The 18,686-nt window shown below is 37.6% G+C and carries 19 protein-coding genes; 16 read left to right on the top strand and 3 right to left on the bottom strand.

Annotated features, from left to right (window positions below):
* Positions 1-270: 270 nt before the first annotated feature.
* The 4 genes from JNUCC52_RS04240 (at position 271) to JNUCC52_RS04225 (ending at position 3,195) form a co-directional block, all read left to right on the top strand.
* Positions 271-1,029 (top strand): amino acid ABC transporter ATP-binding protein, encoded by a 759-nt coding sequence (locus JNUCC52_RS04240; protein ID WP_337982182.1) that lies wholly within the window; start codon positions 271-273, stop codon positions 1,027-1,029.
* Positions 1,010-1,819, top strand: a complete 810-nt coding sequence (locus JNUCC52_RS04235; RefSeq protein WP_172771183.1) for a transporter substrate-binding domain-containing protein — start codon at positions 1,010-1,012, stop codon at positions 1,817-1,819. The genes JNUCC52_RS04240 and JNUCC52_RS04235 overlap by 20 nt, the downstream gene beginning before the upstream one ends.
* A gap of 62 nt (positions 1,820-1,881) precedes the next feature.
* Complete coding sequence (locus tag JNUCC52_RS04230; protein WP_337981498.1) at positions 1,882-2,532, top strand: amino acid ABC transporter permease; 651 nt, start codon at positions 1,882-1,884, stop codon at positions 2,530-2,532.
* A 132-nt stretch (positions 2,533-2,664) separates the two neighbouring features.
* Positions 2,665-3,195, top strand: a complete 531-nt coding sequence (locus JNUCC52_RS04225; protein WP_337981497.1) for a DUF1572 family protein — start codon at positions 2,665-2,667, stop codon at positions 3,193-3,195.
* A gap of 127 nt (positions 3,196-3,322) precedes the next feature.
* On the opposite strand, the gene JNUCC52_RS04220 is transcribed toward JNUCC52_RS04225, so the two are convergent.
* A complete protein-coding gene (locus JNUCC52_RS04220) occupies positions 3,323-4,720 on the bottom strand; it encodes an alanine/glycine:cation symporter family protein (protein ID WP_172771186.1) in 1,398 nt (465 codons plus the stop codon).
* 387 nt (positions 4,721-5,107) lie between these two features.
* Here JNUCC52_RS04220 and JNUCC52_RS04215 point away from each other — a divergent pair, with 387 nt between their 5' ends.
* The gene (locus JNUCC52_RS04215) at positions 5,108-5,797 is read left to right on the top strand and encodes an aspartate/glutamate racemase family protein (RefSeq protein ID WP_337981496.1); all 690 of its coding nucleotides are present in this window, start codon (positions 5,108-5,110) and stop codon (positions 5,795-5,797) included.
* Between the two features lie 28 nt (positions 5,798-5,825).
* Entirely contained in the window at positions 5,826-6,884 is a 1,059-nt protein-coding gene (locus JNUCC52_RS04210; protein WP_337981495.1) for a DmpA family aminopeptidase, read from the top strand.
* A 44-nt stretch (positions 6,885-6,928) separates the two neighbouring features.
* On the opposite strand, the gene JNUCC52_RS04205 is transcribed toward JNUCC52_RS04210, so the two are convergent.
* On the bottom strand, positions 6,929-7,384 hold the full coding sequence (locus tag JNUCC52_RS04205; RefSeq protein ID WP_337981494.1) for a hypothetical protein: 456 nt from the start codon (positions 7,382-7,384) through the stop codon (positions 6,929-6,931).
* 307 nt (positions 7,385-7,691) lie between these two features.
* Here JNUCC52_RS04205 and JNUCC52_RS04200 point away from each other — a divergent pair, with 307 nt between their 5' ends.
* The 10 genes from JNUCC52_RS04200 (at position 7,692) to JNUCC52_RS04155 (ending at position 17,793) form a co-directional block, all read left to right on the top strand.
* Positions 7,692-8,429 carry a M15 family metallopeptidase gene (locus tag JNUCC52_RS04200; RefSeq protein WP_337981493.1) on the top strand — a complete coding sequence of 246 codons (738 nt, stop codon included), beginning with the start codon at positions 7,692-7,694 and terminating at the stop codon, positions 8,427-8,429.
* Positions 8,426-9,220, top strand: coding sequence for a M55 family metallopeptidase (locus JNUCC52_RS04195; RefSeq protein ID WP_337981492.1), 795 nt, complete (start codon positions 8,426-8,428; stop codon positions 9,218-9,220). Before JNUCC52_RS04200 ends, JNUCC52_RS04195 begins: the two co-directional genes overlap by 4 nt.
* A gap of 143 nt (positions 9,221-9,363) precedes the next feature.
* Positions 9,364-11,190, top strand: coding sequence for a peptide ABC transporter substrate-binding protein (locus JNUCC52_RS04190; RefSeq protein WP_443136910.1), 1,827 nt, complete (start codon positions 9,364-9,366; stop codon positions 11,188-11,190).
* Positions 11,191-11,332: 142 nt separating this feature from the next.
* The gene (locus JNUCC52_RS04185; RefSeq protein ID WP_337981491.1) at positions 11,333-12,277 is read left to right on the top strand and encodes an ABC transporter permease; all 945 of its coding nucleotides are present in this window, start codon (positions 11,333-11,335) and stop codon (positions 12,275-12,277) included.
* Complete coding sequence (locus JNUCC52_RS04180) at positions 12,277-13,251, top strand: ABC transporter permease (protein WP_172771193.1); 975 nt, start codon at positions 12,277-12,279, stop codon at positions 13,249-13,251. The genes JNUCC52_RS04185 and JNUCC52_RS04180 overlap by 1 nt, the downstream gene beginning before the upstream one ends.
* Positions 13,252-13,263: 12 nt before the next feature.
* Entirely contained in the window at positions 13,264-14,325 is a 1,062-nt protein-coding gene (locus tag JNUCC52_RS04175; protein WP_337981490.1) for an ABC transporter ATP-binding protein, read from the top strand.
* Positions 14,315-15,262 carry an ATP-binding cassette domain-containing protein gene (locus tag JNUCC52_RS04170; RefSeq protein WP_337981489.1) on the top strand — a complete coding sequence of 316 codons (948 nt, stop codon included), beginning with the start codon at positions 14,315-14,317 and terminating at the stop codon, positions 15,260-15,262. The genes JNUCC52_RS04175 and JNUCC52_RS04170 overlap by 11 nt, the downstream gene beginning before the upstream one ends.
* Positions 15,259-16,188, top strand: a complete 930-nt coding sequence (locus JNUCC52_RS04165) for a S66 peptidase family protein (protein WP_337981488.1) — start codon at positions 15,259-15,261, stop codon at positions 16,186-16,188. The genes JNUCC52_RS04170 and JNUCC52_RS04165 overlap by 4 nt, the downstream gene beginning before the upstream one ends.
* Positions 16,189-16,195: 7 nt before the next feature.
* Positions 16,196-16,981, top strand: a complete 786-nt coding sequence (locus JNUCC52_RS04160; protein WP_337981487.1) for a serine hydrolase — start codon at positions 16,196-16,198, stop codon at positions 16,979-16,981.
* Positions 16,978-17,793 carry an SH3 domain-containing C40 family peptidase gene (locus JNUCC52_RS04155; RefSeq protein ID WP_337981486.1) on the top strand — a complete coding sequence of 272 codons (816 nt, stop codon included), beginning with the start codon at positions 16,978-16,980 and terminating at the stop codon, positions 17,791-17,793. Before JNUCC52_RS04160 ends, JNUCC52_RS04155 begins: the two co-directional genes overlap by 4 nt.
* A gap of 95 nt (positions 17,794-17,888) precedes the next feature.
* Here JNUCC52_RS04155 and JNUCC52_RS04150 read toward each other — a convergent pair whose 3' ends face one another.
* Positions 17,889-18,647, bottom strand: coding sequence for a glucosaminidase domain-containing protein (locus JNUCC52_RS04150; protein ID WP_337981485.1), 759 nt, complete (start codon positions 18,645-18,647; stop codon positions 17,889-17,891).
* Positions 18,648-18,686 lie beyond the last annotated feature (39 nt).

Raw genomic sequence — 18,686 nt, 5'->3', positions numbered from 1 at the left:
AGGGACTAACATATTAAAAAAAGATACTATTATGTCTAATAAAAGCCCTTTTTTCAACAATATTATTACTGTTTAATTAAAAGTGTATTAATTATTTAGCAATTTAGTAATTTCAGATAATTGATATGTGACGAAATGTGCAAGGGGATAATGAACGAGGGGGAGTCTTTAATTAAGTAGAAAAATGTCCAAATATATAATGGAAAATAAAAGTTGAGTAATACCGATGAAAAAGCAAATGATATCGATTTTGCAGGAAGGATGATAGCAATGATTCAAGTCAACAATTTAAAAAAATCCTTTGGCTCTTTACAAGTTTTAAAAGGAGTAGATTTACAAATACAGCAAGGGGATGTTGTTGTATTAATTGGCGCGAGTGGTTCAGGAAAAAGCACTCTGTTACGTTGTTTAAATTTCTTAGAGTTATATGACGAAGGCCATATCTGTATAGAAGGACAAGCCATACATGCGACTAAAACGGATTTAAATAAAGTTCGAGCTGAGGTAGGTATGGTGTTCCAGCATTTTAATCTTTTCCCTCATCGGACAGTTCTTGAAAACATCATCGAAGCACCCATCTTTGTAAAAAAGCAGTCAAAAGAAACAGCAACTGCTTATGCATATGATTTACTTGAAAAAGTAGGGTTACGAGATAAAGCGACAATGTACCCTGATAGTTTATCGGGCGGTCAAAAGCAGCGAGTAGCTATTGCACGTGCATTGGCGATGGAGCCAAAAGTGATGTTATTTGATGAACCAACCTCTGCATTAGATCCAGAGTTAGTTGGGGAAGTATTACAAGTTATGAAGCAACTTGCTAATGACGGCATGACGATGGTTATTGTGACGCATGAAATGGGCTTTGCGCGTGAAGTTGGAAATCATATCGTCTTTTTAGAAGGTGGACAAATTTTAGAAGAAGGTCATCCTGACACTTTCTTCGATAACCCAAAAAATGAACGAACAAAACAATTTTTAAACAGAATTTTACACATGGGGGGTAATAAACATGAAGCAATTCAAGCTTAAAGCATTATTAGCAACCTTAACATTAGGGGTAGGACTTTTAGTTGGTTGTAGTTCAAATGAAGATTCAAAAAAAGCGGCATCGTCAGGCACTGAACAAGAGGAATTTGTTTATGCCATGAGTGGAATATATAAGCCATTTAATTATAAAGAGAATGGCGAGTTAGTTGGATTTGACGTAGAACTTGGAGAAGCTTTAGCTGAAAAAATGGGCATGAAACCTGTCCCGATGACTTTCCCATTCGAATCAATTATTCAAGGTCTACTAGATGATAAATTTGATGCGATTTTAGGCAGTATGACCGTCACGGAGGAGCGTTTAAAGGTTGTTAGCTTTACGGACACTTACTATCGTTCAGGCTCACAACTGTTTGTAGCTGAAAATAATACGAGCATTAAATCAGGAGCAGATGCAGAGGGCAAAGTAATTGGTGCCGTGCCCGCTACAAATTATGAAACGGATGCGTTAAAATTAACGGCCAAAGAAAATGTCATTACGTATCCACAAGGGGATGTGGCAGCATTGATGGATATTAAAACAGGTCGTTTAGATGCAGTTGTGGCAGATAATATTTTTGCGCAGCTTGCTATTGATGAAGCGAAAATACCAGTGAAAGCTGTTGGAGATTTATTAGCAGTGAATGAGCAAGCAATTGCTGTGAATAAAAACAATGAGGAATTAAAAGAAAAGCTAAATATAGCGTTAGCACAACTTATTGCGGATGGAACATATGCAAAAATCAGTGAAAAGTGGTTTGGTTTTAACTTAATGGACGAAAGAGTTAGTAAATGAGCAACGGGGGAAACTTTCCTCCGTTTCCTTACAACAATGAAGACAACAGAGTGGGTGAATAGATGTTAGAAATTTTTCAATCGAATTATAGAATGCTTTTTGATGCGCTATGGGTAACACTTTCAGTAACGGTTTGTTCATTAGTATTAGGTAGTATCGTCGGGTTAATTATCGCCTTTTTTAATATGTCTAAAATAAAAGTACTGAAATATTTTGCGGCAGTGTATTTAGCGATAATCCGTGGTACACCGATGATTGTTCAAATTTTTATATTATATTTTGGTATTTCTTCGTTCCTTACGCTGCCTTCCTTTTGGGCGGGTGTCTTGGCTTTAGCTGTCCATAACGGTGCGTATATTTCTGAAATTTTTCGAGGCGCAATTCAGTCAATCGATCTTGGTCAAATGGAAGCGGCTCGTTCATTGGGGATGTCTCAAACATTGGGGATGCGTCGAGTTATTTTACCTCAGGCTATGCGAAGAGCAATTCCGCCATTAGGCAATCAATTCATTATATTACTGAAGGAATCGGCACTAGTTGCTTATATTGGGATGTCGGATTTATGGAGTACGACATTAGCCATTGCAGGTGCAAACTATCGTCCATTAGAAACATATATGGTGACAGGTGCCTTCTATTTAATATTAGTTTTAGCATTTACGTTTATTTTCAATAGAATGGAGAAGCGTTTAAATTTACAGACGCGTCATTAAAGGGAAACTGTAGCAACGAGTACGTTACAGTGCCTGACACCGAAAAAATTGGCAATTTTCAAAATTGTTTGGGTGACAGGCACTTGTTATAATATGATTGCACCAGCTACAAATAAGGGGAGGTAGTTTTGTATGAGCATGGGTGAAACATATTTACACGTTGTTCTAGAGAGATTTAAATCTGTTAAGGCGGATGGTGATAAAACAATTGCACAATTAGACATTGAGCAATTGCATTGGGCTTTCAATGAGGAGTCAAATAGTATTGCGGTCATTGTCAAACATGTTAGTGGAAACATGATTTCAAGATGGACTGACTTTTTATTAACTGATGGCGAGAAAACGACAAGGAATCGTGATGATGAATTTATTGATAGCATTGATACTAAAAAAGAGTTAATAGCGATTTGGGAAAAGGGCTGGCAAGTATTTTTGAATGCTTTACAGAGTTTAACAACAGAAGATTTGTTGGCCAACGTCACAATAAGAGGACAGCAGCATACAGTGATAGATGCTATTGAAAGACAGATGGCACATTATGCTTCGCATGTCGGACAAATTGTCTACGTAGGTAAGCAAATAAAAGGAAATGAGTGGAATACATTGAGTATTCCAAGAGGGCAATCGCAGGCATTCACAGAAGCAATGATAAAAAAGGGATAGCTCAACTGGCAAAATTATTATTGATAGAAAATTAAGAATTGTTTAGGTGACAGGCACATAAAATGGGCACATAAAATGGCATTTAAAAAGCCATCCACCAAGTTTAACTTGATGGATGGCGTTTCTTTTATTTTCGATCATCTTCCCAGCAATCTGTATTTTTCAATCCTGGGATAGACTTTGCGTAAAAGACAGGGTTTTTTCCTTTTTTACGTTGTTGCGTAAAATCATCTAAAACTCGGAAAGCGATTTTACCGAGAATCATAATAACCGTAATATTGATTAGCGCCATTAGCCCCATAAATAAATCAGCTAAGTTCCATACAAGTTGTACTTGAGCTACTGAACCGAACATTACCATGGCTAATACTAAAAAGCGATATAGAGTCATCCAGCCTTTATGTGCATTGATAAACTCAATATTTGATTCGCCGTAATAATAATTACCAATAACGGAGCTGAATGCGAAGAAAATAATACTAATTGCAATAAAATAAGGTGCCCAATCGCCAACGTGCACGGCTAATGAGTTTTGCGTTAGAATAATGCCATCACTTTCACCTGTTTTATATAAGCCTGCCAAAATAATAATAAAGGCAGTTGCTGAACAAATCATAATTGTATCAAAAAATACGCCTAAACTTTGCACAAGTCCTTGTTTAGCGGGGTGTGAGGTATTAGCTGTTGCAGCTGCGTTTGGCACACTACCCATACCAGCCTCATTAGAAAATAATCCTCTACGAACCCCTTGCATAATGGCTATACCTATAGCACCACCAGTGGCTTCCTGAAGTCCAAATGCTTGAGAGAAAATAAGCTTGAACACTGTTGGAATTTCACCTAAATTTGTTACAACGACATATAGTGCTACGAGTAAATAAAATACGGCCATTACAGGTACAATTACTTGTGTAAATTTAACAATTCTATGTACACCACCGAAAATGATCATGGCCGTTAACACTACTAATAGAATGCCAATAATAACAGGTCTAATATTAAATGCTTCACCTACAGAAGTTGCAATCGTATTTGACTGTACAGCGTTAAAAATAAAGCCAAAGCTCAATGTTAAAAGAATACTAAAAACGATTCCTAACTTACGTTTTCCTAATGCCTTTTCTATATAATAGGCAGGACCACCACGAAAAGTATCGCCGTCTTTTACTTTATAAACTTGAGCGAGTGTACTTTCAATAAAAGCTGTAGCCATACCGAGGATGGCAATAATCCACATCCAAAATACTGCACCAGGACCACCAACACCGATAGCAAGTGCAACACCTGTAATATTACCAGTACCTACACGCGACGCCGCGCTAATTGTAAAAGCTTGAAACGGAGAAACACCAGATTCACCATCTCTTTTCTCCGTTATTAAACGAAACATTTCAGGGAAAAGACGTATTTGTACAAACTTAGAGCCAAACGTAAAATATAATCCAGCTGCTAATAATAATATAATTAAGAGGTACGTCCATAATATATTATTCGTGCCATCTACAATATTTGAAATCCATTCCATTTGTCTTCCTCCTTTTTCAATAAGTTTTTATTTTACACTTTTTTTTTATTAAACATCAAATTTTTAAAAATTCATAATAATAAAATGATATTTAAATTTTGAAGAATATTGTTATTTTGTAAATATTTATATGGTGGTAAAATGGGAGTAAAGGAAAGCAGGTGTCGACTACAGTAAATGTAATATTCTTTTCAATTTAGTATTGAACTTGGTTTTTCTTTTATACCTATAAATAGTAAAGACGAAATGACTATTATTAGTATAAAGTTTCACGGAAAACGCTGTTATTGGCAAAGAAAGTAGTTTTTTTCTTCTATTTTAATAAAAATTTATGATGAAATCACGTTAGAAGCGAAAGAGGATTTTAATAAATAAGGAGTTGATAATTTGAAGACGATTGGATTAATTGGTGGTATGAGCTGGGAGTCTTCAGCAATGTATTACCGTCTACTTAATGAGAAGGTACAGCAGCAATTAGGTGGCTTACATTCAGCAAAGTGTATTTTATATAGTGTCGATTTTCAAGAAATCGAGCATTATCAAGCGAATGGACAATGGCAAAAAGCAGGAGAAATATTAAGGGAAGCGGCACGATCATTAGAAAAAGCAGGTGCCGATTTTATTGTCATCTGTACAAATACAATGCATAAAGTAATTGATATTATTGAGACGAATATTACGATACCCATTTTACATATTGCTGATGCAACAGCTGTTCAAATTCAACAGGCTAGTATACAAACAATTGCATTGCTTGGTACAAAATATACGATGGAACAAGAGTTTTATAAAACTAGAATCGAACAGGCTGGTATTAACGTAATAGTGCCAAATGAAGAAGAACGAACAGTCATCAATCGAATTATTTATGAAGAATTATGTTTAGGAAAAATTGAACCAACTTCAAAAGAAACTTATTTACAGGTTATAGCCAATCTTGTGAAGTCTGGCGCACAAGGCATTATTTTAGGCTGTACTGAGATTGGATTGTTAATTCAGCAAGAAGATGTTTTAGTCCCTGTTTTTGATACGACTATCATTCATGCGTTAGCGGCTGTAGAGAAGGCACTAGAATAGAGAGGGCTTTTTGATAAGGAGCGATAAAATGACTAAAAAAGTGCGGGAAATGGGAATTACAATAGGTATGTTACCAGTAGGTGAAAAAAATTGTATTACCGATGTGCAAGGTGTGCAAGTAGGTCATGTCACACTTGACGAAAGATTAAAGGAAGACGGAGCATATGCTTGTACAGGTGTAACAGCCATTTTACCGCATGGTGGAAATTTATTTCAACAGAAAGTGACAGGGGCAAGTTATGTATTAAATGGTTTCGGTAAAACAACGGGTCTTATTCAAGTAAATGAGCTAGGGGTGATTGAGTCACCAATTATGCTGACAAATACTTTTGGTGTGCCCGCTGTAACACAAGGAACGTTGCAATATATGTTAGAGACAAATAGTGAAATTGGTGATAGTACAGGGACGATTAATCTAGTAGTGGGGGAATGTAATGATAGTTATTTAAATTCTATTCGGGCTTGTCCAGTTACACCAAATCACGCAGTCGAAGCGATTCATAATGCATCTGAAGATAGAGCAGAAGAAGGTGCTGTTGGAGCAGGAAAAGGTATGATTTGTTTCGGCTATAAAGGCGGAATAGGATCATCATCGCGTATCGTGACAATGGAACAACATGATGAGATCAACTATACAGTTGGTTGTATCGTTTTAAGTAATTTTGGCCACAATTCGGAGTTTTTAAGAGAACACTACAATGTTCCAAATGCTCACAGTAACTCGGTTTTATCACCAACAGATGGCTCAATTATCATTGTTCTGGCAACGGATGCCCCGCTTAGTAGTCGTCAATTAACACGTGTGATTAAACGCTGTGGAATCGGACTTGGACGCACAGGCAGTCATTATTCACATGGTAGTGGTGATATAGTGATTGGCTTTACGACAGCAAGGCTAATTTCGCATCAGACGGATCAATATTTAGAAACACGACAGCAACTACGTGAAGACCATCCGATTATGAATCAGTTATTTATCGCAGCTGCCGAAGTTACAGAGGAGGCCATTTTAAATTCTCTTTCACAGGCACAAACAACTACTGGTCGAGACGGTCATATAGTAGAAGCCTATACATTTCATACTTGAACGAAAAGCTACTGAACACAAAGGTGTTTAGTAGCTTTTTTGCATTAAATCTCAAAGGACTGTAAAAATTTCTTAATGTCGTTTTCTACTGCTTGTATATCACCATATATTCCTTTTTTTGCTAAATAGTAAGCATCTGATAAATGCAATAAATCTATTATTATCCCCTTTGAACAATCCTCTAACTGGATAAAGTCAATTAATTCAAAAAGCATTGCCGCCACTTTAGCCAAATTGTTTGAAGAGGTATTTTCATTACTGAGCATGCTGAGCATGATGTACAAAGGGGAATCGTTGAAAGGACTTCCATAAAAGGAATGTAATAATGAACAGACATCAATCGGTTTTGCTTTTAAGGATAATGAAATATCGATTAATTCATATGGCGGTTGTTCAAGACTTTCAATCAGAGCGTCTGCCCAATCAATTACATCTTGTACCGTAAAATATCCTATTGCTATTCCTAATCGATAAACTTCTGCCATCACTTTTATATCCATAGGGTACCTCCTTTTCAACTACAATTATAGGTAAATAAACGCGATGCCATTATTTGATATATTTCGGTTAGATTCTATAACTTTCAATATGGAATTTCGCTAAATTACTATAAAATAGCAAAAAAAACGCCATATGCATTAATTATTTTCCTATTTGTAGCATAATTTGTGTAATCAGTAGAGAATAGCTAATAATTTGTAATTATTCTTTTTTTATCTAGTCAACAATTAAGTGGTGTGTTAATATTCAATGAAAATACTGAATTATCTAATAATTTTACATGTTTCCTACAAAGAGGTGGGTACGATGCAAGAAAAGTTTCATCAGCCAATCGAACTGAGCGCTACTCCGACGAATCAATCAACTCCTAAAATTAGAAAAAACTTCGAGCCATTAATTAAAATTGACAACCTACACCCTAGAATATTTACTCAGCCTATATATTACCAACAACAAATTGTTAGCAGTTTACAATCCATTTATTTGCGCAAAGAAGCTTTTGAGCGATTACAGCAAGCTGTAATGCTATTGCCTGAAAACTATAGCTTTATTTTATATGACGGATACCGTCCACTTCAGGTGCAACAATTTTTGTTTGCTAAATTTTCTAAACAAATTCAATATCAAAATGCTCATTTCTCAGAAGAAGCTGTTTTTAAAGAAACGTTAAAGTTTGTTGCTTTTCCAAAAGAAGGCCAAGAACATTTTGTTCCGCATGTTACAGGGGGAGCCATTGATTTAACACTCGGAGATGACAAAGGCAATGCCCTAGATCTTGGGACAGCATTTGATGAAATGAGTGAAAAATCTGCAACGCGCTATTTTGAACTGCATTCTGATGAAAATAGGCAAGCATGTTTTCATCGCCGTCTTTTGTATCACTGTATGACCGCGGCAGGATTTACGAATTATGCTGAGGAATGGTGGCATTATGATTTTCACAATATTGCTTGGGCGACAAGGGTAAATGCTAAGGAAGCTAGTTATGGTGCTATTGAAGCAAAGGTTGAAAATTATTTAATAAAGGAGTATCGATATTTATGAAAGTTTATATAAGTGCAGATATTGAAGGCATTACAGGAACAACTTCGTGGAGTGAGACAGAACTGAATGCACCAGATTATCATTTTTTTCAGAAGCAGATGACGAAGGAAGTTGAGGCCGCCATTGAAGGTGCGATAGTTGGTGGTGCCACAGAGGTTTTATTGAAGGATGCCCATGATTCAGCTCGCAATATCGATATTTCGAATTTGCCTATCAATTGTAAAGTCATTCGCGGTTGGACATATGATCCGATGTGTATGGTTGCTGGACTGGATAGTAGCTTCGATCGTGCTATTTTCATCGGGTATCACAGTAAAGGTGGAAGCGAGCGTAATCCATTAGCACACACGCTTTGTGTATTTGCAGATATTAAAATAAATGGCGAATATGCAAGTGAATTTCTCATTAATACGTACGCCGCTGCCTTACATGGTGTGCCAGTATCTTTTGTCAGTGGAGATGTGGGGCTGACAGAAGAGATTCAATCATTTAATCGTAACATTATAACATTTGCCATAAAGGAAGGGGTAGGCAATGCAACAATAAGTGTTAGTCCTCAATTGGCAATTAGCGAAACAAAACGGCTTGTAGAAGCATCTATGAAAGTATCACGGACCGACTTACAAGTGACATTACCCGACCGATTTGTCGTGGAAATTATTTACCGTGACCATACACGAGCTTACCGAAACTCATTTTATCCGAATGCGACATTTAAGCCGCATAACACAGTCGAATTCGTTACAGATGATTATTTTGAAGTGCTTCGGCTATTACAGTTTTTAACATAAAAAATATCACAAGGATAGATTTAGACGGATCGAGTTTATGTGTGAAAGATCCTATTGCAGGTAGTCCTATTTTTAACAATAATCGAATATCGATGACGGAGGCAATAGGATTTTCATGATAAAAAAAGCTTAGGGGGATGCTTATGATGAAAAGGAAATGGTTTCTATTAGTATGTCTAGTCGCCTTACTTTGTGCAGCCTGTAGCGATGATTCTTCAGACGAGAAAAAATCTGAGTATCGGGTCGTTTATTCTGGAGAAATTAAAACATTAAACTATTTAAAAACTTCTGAAACAAATGAATTTGCTGTTGCTGCTAATCTAGTTGATGGACTCATTGAATACGATAAGTATGGCGTCGTACAACCAGGCATAGCGAAAGAATGGTCTTCAAATGAAGATGCAACGGTTTGGACATTTAAGCTACGAGATGATGTGAAATGGGTGACGCATGAAGGTAAGGAGTACGCAGATGTTGTAGCACAAGACTTTGTGGATGGCCTCCACTATGTTTTAGATGCAAAAAATGAATCCTCTACCGTATGGAGTGCGACGGTTGTAAAAAATGGTGAAGCGTTCTATAACGGAGAGCAAACTGATTTTTCCAAAGTAGGAATCAAGGCGATTGATAAACAGACAGTTGAATATACTTTAGAGGCGCCTACACCATATTTTCTTTCGATGTTAAATTATGTTTGTTTCTTCCCTGTGAATGGCAAGTTTTTAGCTGAGCAAGGGGAGAAATTTGGTACAACACGTGAGAATTTCTTATATAACGGAGCATATATTTTAGATAAATTTGAGCCTCAAAATGAGCGTGTTTTAGTGAAGAACGAAACATATTGGGATAAAGGTAACGTGCTCATTGATCGGATTCGCTATAAATATAATAAAGAAGCGGCAACAGTTGCTCCAGAGCTGTTTTTACGTGGTGAAATCGATTCAGCAGATATCCCTACTTCCATAATTGACGAATGGTTCAATGATGATAAGAAAAAATCACAAGTACGTCAAACGCAAAATAATTTCTACTCGTATTTCTATGCATTAAACTTTAATCCACAATTCGATGCGGAATATGAACCCGATAACTGGAAAGTCGCTGTCAATAATAAAGATTTCAGAAAGTCATTATTCCATGCACTTGATCGTGTATCAGCGATGCTAACAGTTGAACCGTTTAATCCACAAGATTTACTGAGTAATACAATCACACCGAAAAACTTTGTAGATGTGGAAGGTGTTGACTATACACAACTAGAACCATTGATTTCTATTTCAAGTAATGATTCCTTTAACAAAGATTTAGCATTAGAGTTTAAAGAAAAAGCAATGACTGCACTGGAAGGGAAGGCGACATTCCCAGTAAAGGTATTAATGCCATACAACTCTGGGATGCCAGATTGGGCAAATCGTACACAAGTCATTGAACAACAAATTGAAAAATTATTAGGTGCCGACTATGTTGATATTATTGTAGAAGCAGGTCCATCGACAGGCTTCTTATCGGAAGTTCGACGTCCTGGTAAATTTGCAATAATCGAAGCAAACTGGGGGCCAGATTATGCGGATCCATCCACATATACAGAGCCTTTCAGCGTGGACGGCACTTACAATAAGCCAGAATTAGCGGAAGGATATACAGAAGCAAATGGTCAAACAATCTACTTGAATTTATTAGAAAAAGCGAAAGCGACGATTGATACGGAAGCACGCTATAACCTATTTGCTAAAGCAGAAGCTTTCTTAATTGATGAAGCCTTTGTCATTCCGTACGCCGTTGGTGGAAGCGGTTATGTCGCTTCAAAATTAAATCCATTCGAAGCTCAATATTCACCATTTGGTGTGACAGCAGAGAAGTTTAAAGGGCAAAAAGTGTTAGAAAAACCAATGAGTAATGAGGAGTTTAAGGAAGCGTTGGCACAGTGGGAGCAGGAAAGGGCAAATGCATTAACCAATGCAACAAAATAAAAGAGTGAAATAATCATTGCCATGATTTAATCCGTTTGCAATAAGTGGTGATTTTTCAATAAAGAGGAGATGACCGAAAATGCTGATTCGGCATCTCCTTCATGCTTTGTACACCTATCAATATGGAGGGGAGGGCTTCGATATGTTGTGGTATGTAGGAAAGCGTTTATTACAATCCGTTTTCACACTGTTTATTATTATTACGATTGTGTTTTCATTACTACGATTAATGCCCGAAGAAGGGTATTTAGGGGCAGCGGCAGAGAAAATGTCACCAGCTCAAAAGGAAACCTATTTAACGAGTTTAGGGTTACGTGATCCATTGCCTGTGCAATTGGGGCATTTTTATGCGGATTTAATGCATGGTGATTTAGGCAAATCCGTTACATATCGTACGGATGTACCTGTTGTCACAATTATTTCCGATAAAATAACGTATTCACTGTTATTTGGATTAGGGGCTGTCGTCTTATCGCTTCTTATCGGTGTGCCACTGGGTATTCTCATGGCTCAAATGAAGGGGCGATGGCTGGATCGGCTAGGGACTGGCTACATAGTTTTTGTCGTAGCCGTACCAGCAGCAGTGTATTACTTAGTAATCCAAATGTATATTACCGATATTTTTCATTTACCAATGCTCTTTGATGAATACAGGCCAATTACTTGGCTATTACCACTAATATCAATGGCGTTAGCACCGACTGCTTCCTATGCGATGTGGATGCGCCGTTATATGGTCGATGAACTAAACAAAGATTATATTAAGCTAGCACGTGCAAAAGGAGTGAAAGAGCGCACGCTGATGTTTAGTCATGTATTGCGAAATGCCTTTATTCCGATGGCGCAATATTTGCCAGCAACAATCCTTTTTACTATCACTGGCTCAATTTATATTGAATCATTGTATTCTATTCCAGGCATGGGAGGACTGCTCGTTGATGCTATCCAACGGCAGGATAATACGATTGTACAAGGCTTAGTGCTTGTTTTTTCATCACTGGGAATTATCGGTTTAATTTTAGGTGATATCGCCATGGCGCTTGTTGATCCACGCATTAAATTAGGGAAAGGGGAGAGTGTGCGCTAATGAGCATTTATACCGAAGAGATAGATAATATTTCAGACAAATCTCGTGCAGAGCTATTTGAATTTTTTGAAGCGAGTGATCGTCAAGCGGAAGAAACAGCATACTCCAACTATTCTTATTGGCGTTCTACTTGGCAATCTTTTTTGAAAAACCGCATGGCTGTCTTGTTATTAATAATCGTTTGTATCATTGTAGCTTTCACCATGTTGCAGCCTTATTTGCCAGCTCAAAAATCACCGACCGAAATATATCTTGATGAACAAACGGGATTACAGGCACGTAATATTGCACCAAACGCTGAATTTTGGTTTGGCACGAACTCAATAGGGCAGGATTTATGGTCTCGTATTTGGGCAGGGACAAGGACATCGTTAATGATAGGCTGTGTTGTCGCATTAGTGGAAGCGGTTGTGGGAATTACAATCGGCACATTATGGGGCTTCTCTCGAAAATTAGAAATGCCGATTACTCAGCTGTATAACGTAGTAGATAATATTCCAACAACGATTGTTCTCATTTTAATGTCCTATATATTACGTCCGAGTATTTCGACCATAATTATTGCCATGTGCATTACTGGTTGGGTAGAAATGGCGCGTTTTATCCGTAATCAGATTGTTATTTTACGAGATCGCGAATACAATTTAGCATCCAAATGCTTGGGAACGTCTGATTATCGAATTATTATAAAAAATCTACTCCCGTACTTAATTTCTGTCATCATGCTTCGGATGAGTCTGGCGATTCCATTTGCAATTGGTGCAGAAGTATTTTTAACGTATATTGGCTTAGGTTTACCAATTAGTGAGCCTTCACTAGGGAATTTAATTAATGAAGGTCGTGTCCTTATGATGTCACCTGACTTAAGATATCAGTTAATTTTCCCCAGTATTGTACTAAGCATTATTACGATAGCATTTTATATTATTGGTAACTCATTTGCAGATGCAGCAGACCCGAAAAATCATGTGTAGGGGGGAAATGAAATGGCAGTGGAGCAAACAAAATCTCGTATTTTAGCGATTCAAAATTTAGTCATTACATTTACACTTCGTGGTCAAGTACTCACAGCCATTCGAGATATCTCACTTGATCTATATAAAGGTGAAAGTCTTGCCATTGTTGGTGAATCGGGTTCAGGTAAATCAGTGCTTATGAAATCAATTATGGGCCTACTCGATAAAAACGGCACTGTCGAGCAAGGGCAAATTTTATACAACGATATGGATTTAGCACAATTTAAAACGGAACAGCAATGGTTGAATATCCGTGGTAAAGAAATCGCCATTGTTACACAGGACCCAATGACATCTTTGAATCCATTAAAACCAATCGGCAAACAAATTGAGGAATGTGTTGTGTTACACCAAGGGCTAAAAGGCAAAAGTGCTTATGACGAAACACTCAAACTATTAACGGACGTCGGAATTTATGATGTAGAGAAACGCTATAAACAATACCCACACGAATTTTCAGGAGGAATGCGCCAACGTATTGTTATCGCGATTGCACTTGCTTGCAAACCGAAAATTTTAATATGTGATGAACCGACGACGGCACTGGACGTAACCATTCAAGCACAAATTTTACAGCTTTTGAAAAGTTTGCAACAAAAATATGGACTAACAACTGTTTATATTACACATGACTTAGGCGTTGTAGCAAAAGTAGCGGATCGTGTCGCTGTGATGTACGCAGGGGATGTTATCGAAGTTGGTGGCACACATGAAGTATTTTTTAACGGTAAACACCCATATACATGGGCACTTATTTCTTCATTACCACAGCTCGGGTCAAAAGGGGAACAGCTTTATTCTATTAAGGGGACCCCACCAAACCTCTTTAAAGAAATTAAAGGAGATGCTTTTGCCCCGCGTAATCAATTTGCCTTAAAGATTGATTACGAGATACGTCCTCCATTTTTTCAAGTAAGTGAAACACATTACGCACGTACGTGGTTATTAGACCCTCGTGCACCAAAAGTAGAACCTCCCGCAACGCTACAAGCGTTTTTTGAAGAAGGGAGACTGTATGCCAATGAACAATAAAGAAGTATTAGTCGAAGTGAAAAACTTGAACATTATTTTTGGCAAAGGGAAAAATAAGTTTGTCGCAATTGACAATGTGAGTTTTGACATTTATAAAGGCGAAACATTCGGCTTAGTGGGTGAATCGGGCTCAGGAAAAACGACCATTGGCCGTGCCATTATGCGCATCAATGAAGTCACGAGTGGTCAAATATTGTATCATGGCAAGAAAATTAACGGCAAAATAACTAAAAGTTGGGACCGTGAAATTACGCAAAAAATACAAATGATTTTTCAAGACCCGATGGCATCGCTCAATGAACGGGCAAAGGTCGACTATATTATTTCAGAAGGTCTCATAAATACGAAAAATTTTAAAGATGAGGCTGACCGTCAACAAAAAGTACAAAACGCGCTATTAAATGTTGGCCTATTGCCTGAATTCGCTAGTCGTTTTCCACATGAATTTTCAGGTGGTCAGCGTCAACGTATTGGGATTGCCCGTGCCTTAGTGATGGAGCCAGAATTTATAATTGCAGATGAGCCGATTTCTGCATTGGATGTGTCAATTCGGGCGCAAGTACTTAATTTGCTGTCGAACATACAAGCAAAAAATAACTTAACATACTTATTTATTGCTCATGATTTATCAATCGTACGATTTATTACGGATCGTACTGCCGTCATTTACAAAGGGAATATTGTCGAGCTAGCTGAAACAGAAAAGCTTTTTACTAATCCAATACATCCGTATACGCGTGCATTGCTGTCAGCAGTACCTGAGCCAAATCCATATAAGGAGAGGGCAAAGGTAGTAGAAATTTATAATCCATTACAGCACCGATATGAAAAGTCACCGCCGTCATTTGTGGAAATTGAGAAAGGGCATTTTGTATTAGCGAACGAAGAGGAAATCGAAAATTATCATACATCTAAAAAAGTGGAGGTTAATGAATGATTCGACCTAAAGCTTTAACTAAAGGGGCTACAATCGGACTGATCAGTGCTTCAGGTGCTACGCCACCAGAAAAGCTTTACCCCGCAATTGTTAGTATTGAAAAACTCGGTTTTAACGTAATAGTGGGTGAAACGTGTCGTGCAAGACATGGTTATTTAGCAGGTTCAGATGAACTTCGTGCGCATGATGTGAATGAAATGTTCCGTAATCCGCAGGTGGATGGCGTTTTCTGTATACGAGGAGGGTACGGAGCTACAAAAATTTTACCAAGACTTGATTTTGAAATGATTAAAAATAACCCAAAGGTATTTGCAGGTTATAGCGATGTGACAGCATTACATATCGCTTTTAATCAAAAATGTGGCTTTGTTACTTACCATACGCCGATGCCATCAACAGAATTTATTGCTCAAAACATGGACCAATTTACGTGGGATTCCTTTATGAAGCAAGTGATGGCAACAGATAACAACTGCCTGCTGCTAAATCCTCCCCACCAACCAATGACAACTCTCGTTACGGGAAAGGCGACAGGACAGCTTGTTGGTGGCAATTTAACACTGATAACGGCTTCATTAGGCACACCATATGAAATTGATACTAAGGATAAAATTTTATTTTTAGAAGATATAGATGAGAGCGAGCAACGTGTGGATCGCATGCTGACACAGTTGAAATTAGCTGGTAAGCTCGATGAAGCACAAGGATTGTTACTAGGGGCATGGACAAATTGCGGACCAGATCATCCAGAGCATCCCGAACGTAGCTTATCACTAAACACTATTTTTGAGGAGATTTTAGTACCATTGAAGAAACCGATTTTAATGGACCTTGCCTGTGGTCACTGCTTACCGACAATGTCACTTCCTCTAGGACGAACAATTACCGTACATGCAGAAACGCAAAAAATAAAAGTTATAGGGTAGGTGAACGATGCAACAGACGATTCAACACATAATAGATGACGCGCCGTTCAAAGTGCATATGTTTGTAAAAGATTTTAAGACGAATCAGTTCATTATTACAGAACGTCTAGATGAGCCATTCTCTAGTGCAAGCTTAATTAAGGTGCCAATACTTATTGCTGTTTTAGATTATTTACAAAATCACCATGAATCATTACATCAAATAATAACGATACGTCGTGAGGACTGGGTCGATTTTAGTGTAATTAGCGAACAAAAAATAACGACAAGTACGATTAATGAACTTTTAATATGGATGATTACAACAAGTGATAATACAGCAACGAATGTATTAATAGATTTTATCGGTATGGATGTCATTAATATGTTTTGTCGACAAATTGGTCTAATGCATACACAAGTGCAACGAAAAATGATGGACTTCGAACGACTTGCTAATGGTGTAGATAATATTACATGTGCGCGAGATATGGCACATCTTTTTAGTCGAATTTATGCAAAAAACTTACTAAATCCAGAGTTTAGTCAGCTTGTCATTGATATTTTGTGCCGCCAGCGTTTTCATGAATCTTTAAGAAGGTATATAGCCGATGATGTAGAAATTGCCCATAAAACAGGTGGTCTTGAAAGCGTTGACCATGATGTAGGGATCGTCTACAGTGACGTTCAAGATTATAGTATTGGCGTATTTATGACAGAAGTTACTGAAAATGATATCGCGCGACAAATAATAGGTCATCTATCGAAGGCTGTTTTTGACACACTGATTAGACAGAAAGGAGAGGCGACATGAATGCAATTGTTATCACAATGATTGCCAATCTACATGCTAAACCAGATAGCGCTTCTGAGCTGATTGACGAAGTCCTTTATGGCATGCCTGTTCAAATTATTGAGGAGTTAGCGACCAATTGGGTCCGCATTGAAACGGCCTACCGTTATGAAGGCTATTGTGAAAAAAAACATTTGCTCATAGACGATTTGAAAACAAGTGCTTGGGTTCTAAATGCGCAACAGGTTATTCATCAACGCTTTGCAGATGTGTTACATGAACCGAAAATTCAAAGTTCGAAAATGATGACATTAGTAAAAGGGTCAATAGTGCAAGTCATTGCTAATAAGGCGTTAAATAAGGAATGGGCGGCTATTCAATTGGCAACGGGAGAACTAGGGTATATACGTCAACAATGGCTGCATCCAAAAGTCGCAGAAAATAGCCTTGAGGAGCATGCGTTCCGAGAAAATGTCGTGCAAACGGCACTTAGCTATTTAGCAACACCATATCGATGGGGAGGAAAGTCACCGCTTGGCATTGATTGTTCTGGTTTATGTTCGATCGCTTATATGTTAAATGGTGTGACCATTTTCCGAGATGCGAAAATCGTCGAAGGTTTTCCAATTAAGGAAATAGCATTTGACGGCATGCAAAAAGGCGATCTATTATTTTTCCCAGGTCATGTTGCAATGTACTTAGGTCAGTCCCTTTATGTCCATTCATCACTCGGGGGTAACGAGGTTAATATTAATAGTCTCGATAAACAGCATGCACTATATCGTGATGATTTAGCAACGACAATTACAGGAGTTGGAAGTATATTTTATTAAGCGCTATAAATGGAGAATGTAAAAAGAGGTATTCAACTGTTGAACGGTTGAATACCTCAAAGCATGTGTACCTATTGAAAATAGCGTTTAATTACTTAATATTGATATATATTTAATTGCTGCCCCGCTTCAATAGAATCTGTGCGAAGCTGGTTCCATTGCTTAATAGATGTAACCTTAACATTATGGGCCTGAGCGATATGCATAAGAGAGTCACCATCCGCGACTGTAATCGTTTTTTTGTTTTTTACAGGGCTGTCATATTGTTGTAAGTCGTACTTAGCAATCAATTCATTTAGTTTTTCATTATATGATGAATCCGTTGCGTACGAGCCAGTTAAAAACTTTGTTGCATCTGAATAGGACTTTGTATTACTTTTAAAGACACCATTATAAAAGTTTTGGTTCCAGGATACACCGTTGCGAAGTAAACGAACATAATCCTTCATGGATTCTTCATAGGAAGGATATTTGCGGAATTCAGCCATCACAGTTGTTAAATTACCAGAGCCATCATCCTCAAATGTTTCAAGTGTTACGGAATCGTTTTGATATTTGCCTTTCATGCCAAATAAATTGTTATTCGGAGCAGAACCAAGACCACTTTGCCCTTGCTTGCTCTCTAAAATGGCTTGTGCAATCATGACAGATGCATATAAGTCATTTTCTGCACCGAGCTGTCTTGCAGTTTCTGCAATGGAGCCAATGAATTCTTCAACACTAGGACCTTCATCTACATACTCTTGTAAGGGTGTATCGGCAGGCTTAAATAGCTGAATCATCATATAAGTAGAAATACCGATCACAGATGCTATGACAATCATTCCAATGAATAGTTTTTTTAAAAATCTCATGTAGTGTATAGATGTTGAATATGAGCAACACCTTCCTCC

Source organism: Lysinibacillus sp. JNUCC-52 (assembly GCF_015999545.1).
GTDB lineage: Bacteria > Bacillota > Bacilli > Bacillales_A > Planococcaceae > Lysinibacillus.
This window is presented reverse-complemented; position numbering and strand designations above follow the sequence as displayed.

Excerpts from the sequence above, each read along its gene's own strand:
- JNUCC52_RS04160 (WP_337981487.1), top strand. The coding sequence starts at position 16,196 with ATGCAACAGACGATTCAACACATAATAGATGACGCGCCGTTCAAAGTG.
- JNUCC52_RS04240 (WP_337982182.1), top strand. The coding sequence starts at position 271 with ATGATTCAAGTCAACAATTTAAAAAAATCCTTTGGCTCTTTACAAGTT.
- JNUCC52_RS04150 (WP_337981485.1), bottom strand. The coding sequence starts at position 18,647 with ATGAGATTTTTAAAAAAACTATTCATTGGAATGATTGTCATAGCATCT.
- JNUCC52_RS04210 (WP_337981495.1), top strand. The coding sequence starts at position 5,826 with ATGACTAAAAAAGTGCGGGAAATGGGAATTACAATAGGTATGTTACCA.
- JNUCC52_RS04180 (WP_172771193.1), top strand. The coding sequence starts at position 12,277 with ATGAGCATTTATACCGAAGAGATAGATAATATTTCAGACAAATCTCGT.
- JNUCC52_RS04190 (WP_443136910.1), top strand. The coding sequence starts at position 9,364 with ATGATGAAAAGGAAATGGTTTCTATTAGTATGTCTAGTCGCCTTACTT.
- JNUCC52_RS04235 (WP_172771183.1), top strand. The coding sequence starts at position 1,010 with ATGAAGCAATTCAAGCTTAAAGCATTATTAGCAACCTTAACATTAGGG.
- JNUCC52_RS04205 (WP_337981494.1), bottom strand. The coding sequence starts at position 7,384 with ATGGATATAAAAGTGATGGCAGAAGTTTATCGATTAGGAATAGCAATA.
- JNUCC52_RS04230 (WP_337981498.1), top strand. The coding sequence starts at position 1,882 with ATGTTAGAAATTTTTCAATCGAATTATAGAATGCTTTTTGATGCGCTA.
- JNUCC52_RS04195 (WP_337981492.1), top strand. The coding sequence starts at position 8,426 with ATGAAAGTTTATATAAGTGCAGATATTGAAGGCATTACAGGAACAACT.
- JNUCC52_RS04175 (WP_337981490.1), top strand. The coding sequence starts at position 13,264 with ATGGCAGTGGAGCAAACAAAATCTCGTATTTTAGCGATTCAAAATTTA.
- JNUCC52_RS04170 (WP_337981489.1), top strand. The coding sequence starts at position 14,315 with ATGAACAATAAAGAAGTATTAGTCGAAGTGAAAAACTTGAACATTATT.
- JNUCC52_RS04185 (WP_337981491.1), top strand. The coding sequence starts at position 11,333 with ATGTTGTGGTATGTAGGAAAGCGTTTATTACAATCCGTTTTCACACTG.
- JNUCC52_RS04200 (WP_337981493.1), top strand. The coding sequence starts at position 7,692 with ATGCAAGAAAAGTTTCATCAGCCAATCGAACTGAGCGCTACTCCGACG.
- JNUCC52_RS04220 (WP_172771186.1), bottom strand. The coding sequence starts at position 4,720 with ATGGAATGGATTTCAAATATTGTAGATGGCACGAATAATATATTATGG.
- JNUCC52_RS04155 (WP_337981486.1), top strand. The coding sequence starts at position 16,978 with ATGAATGCAATTGTTATCACAATGATTGCCAATCTACATGCTAAACCA.
- JNUCC52_RS04165 (WP_337981488.1), top strand. The coding sequence starts at position 15,259 with ATGATTCGACCTAAAGCTTTAACTAAAGGGGCTACAATCGGACTGATC.
- JNUCC52_RS04225 (WP_337981497.1), top strand. The coding sequence starts at position 2,665 with ATGAGCATGGGTGAAACATATTTACACGTTGTTCTAGAGAGATTTAAA.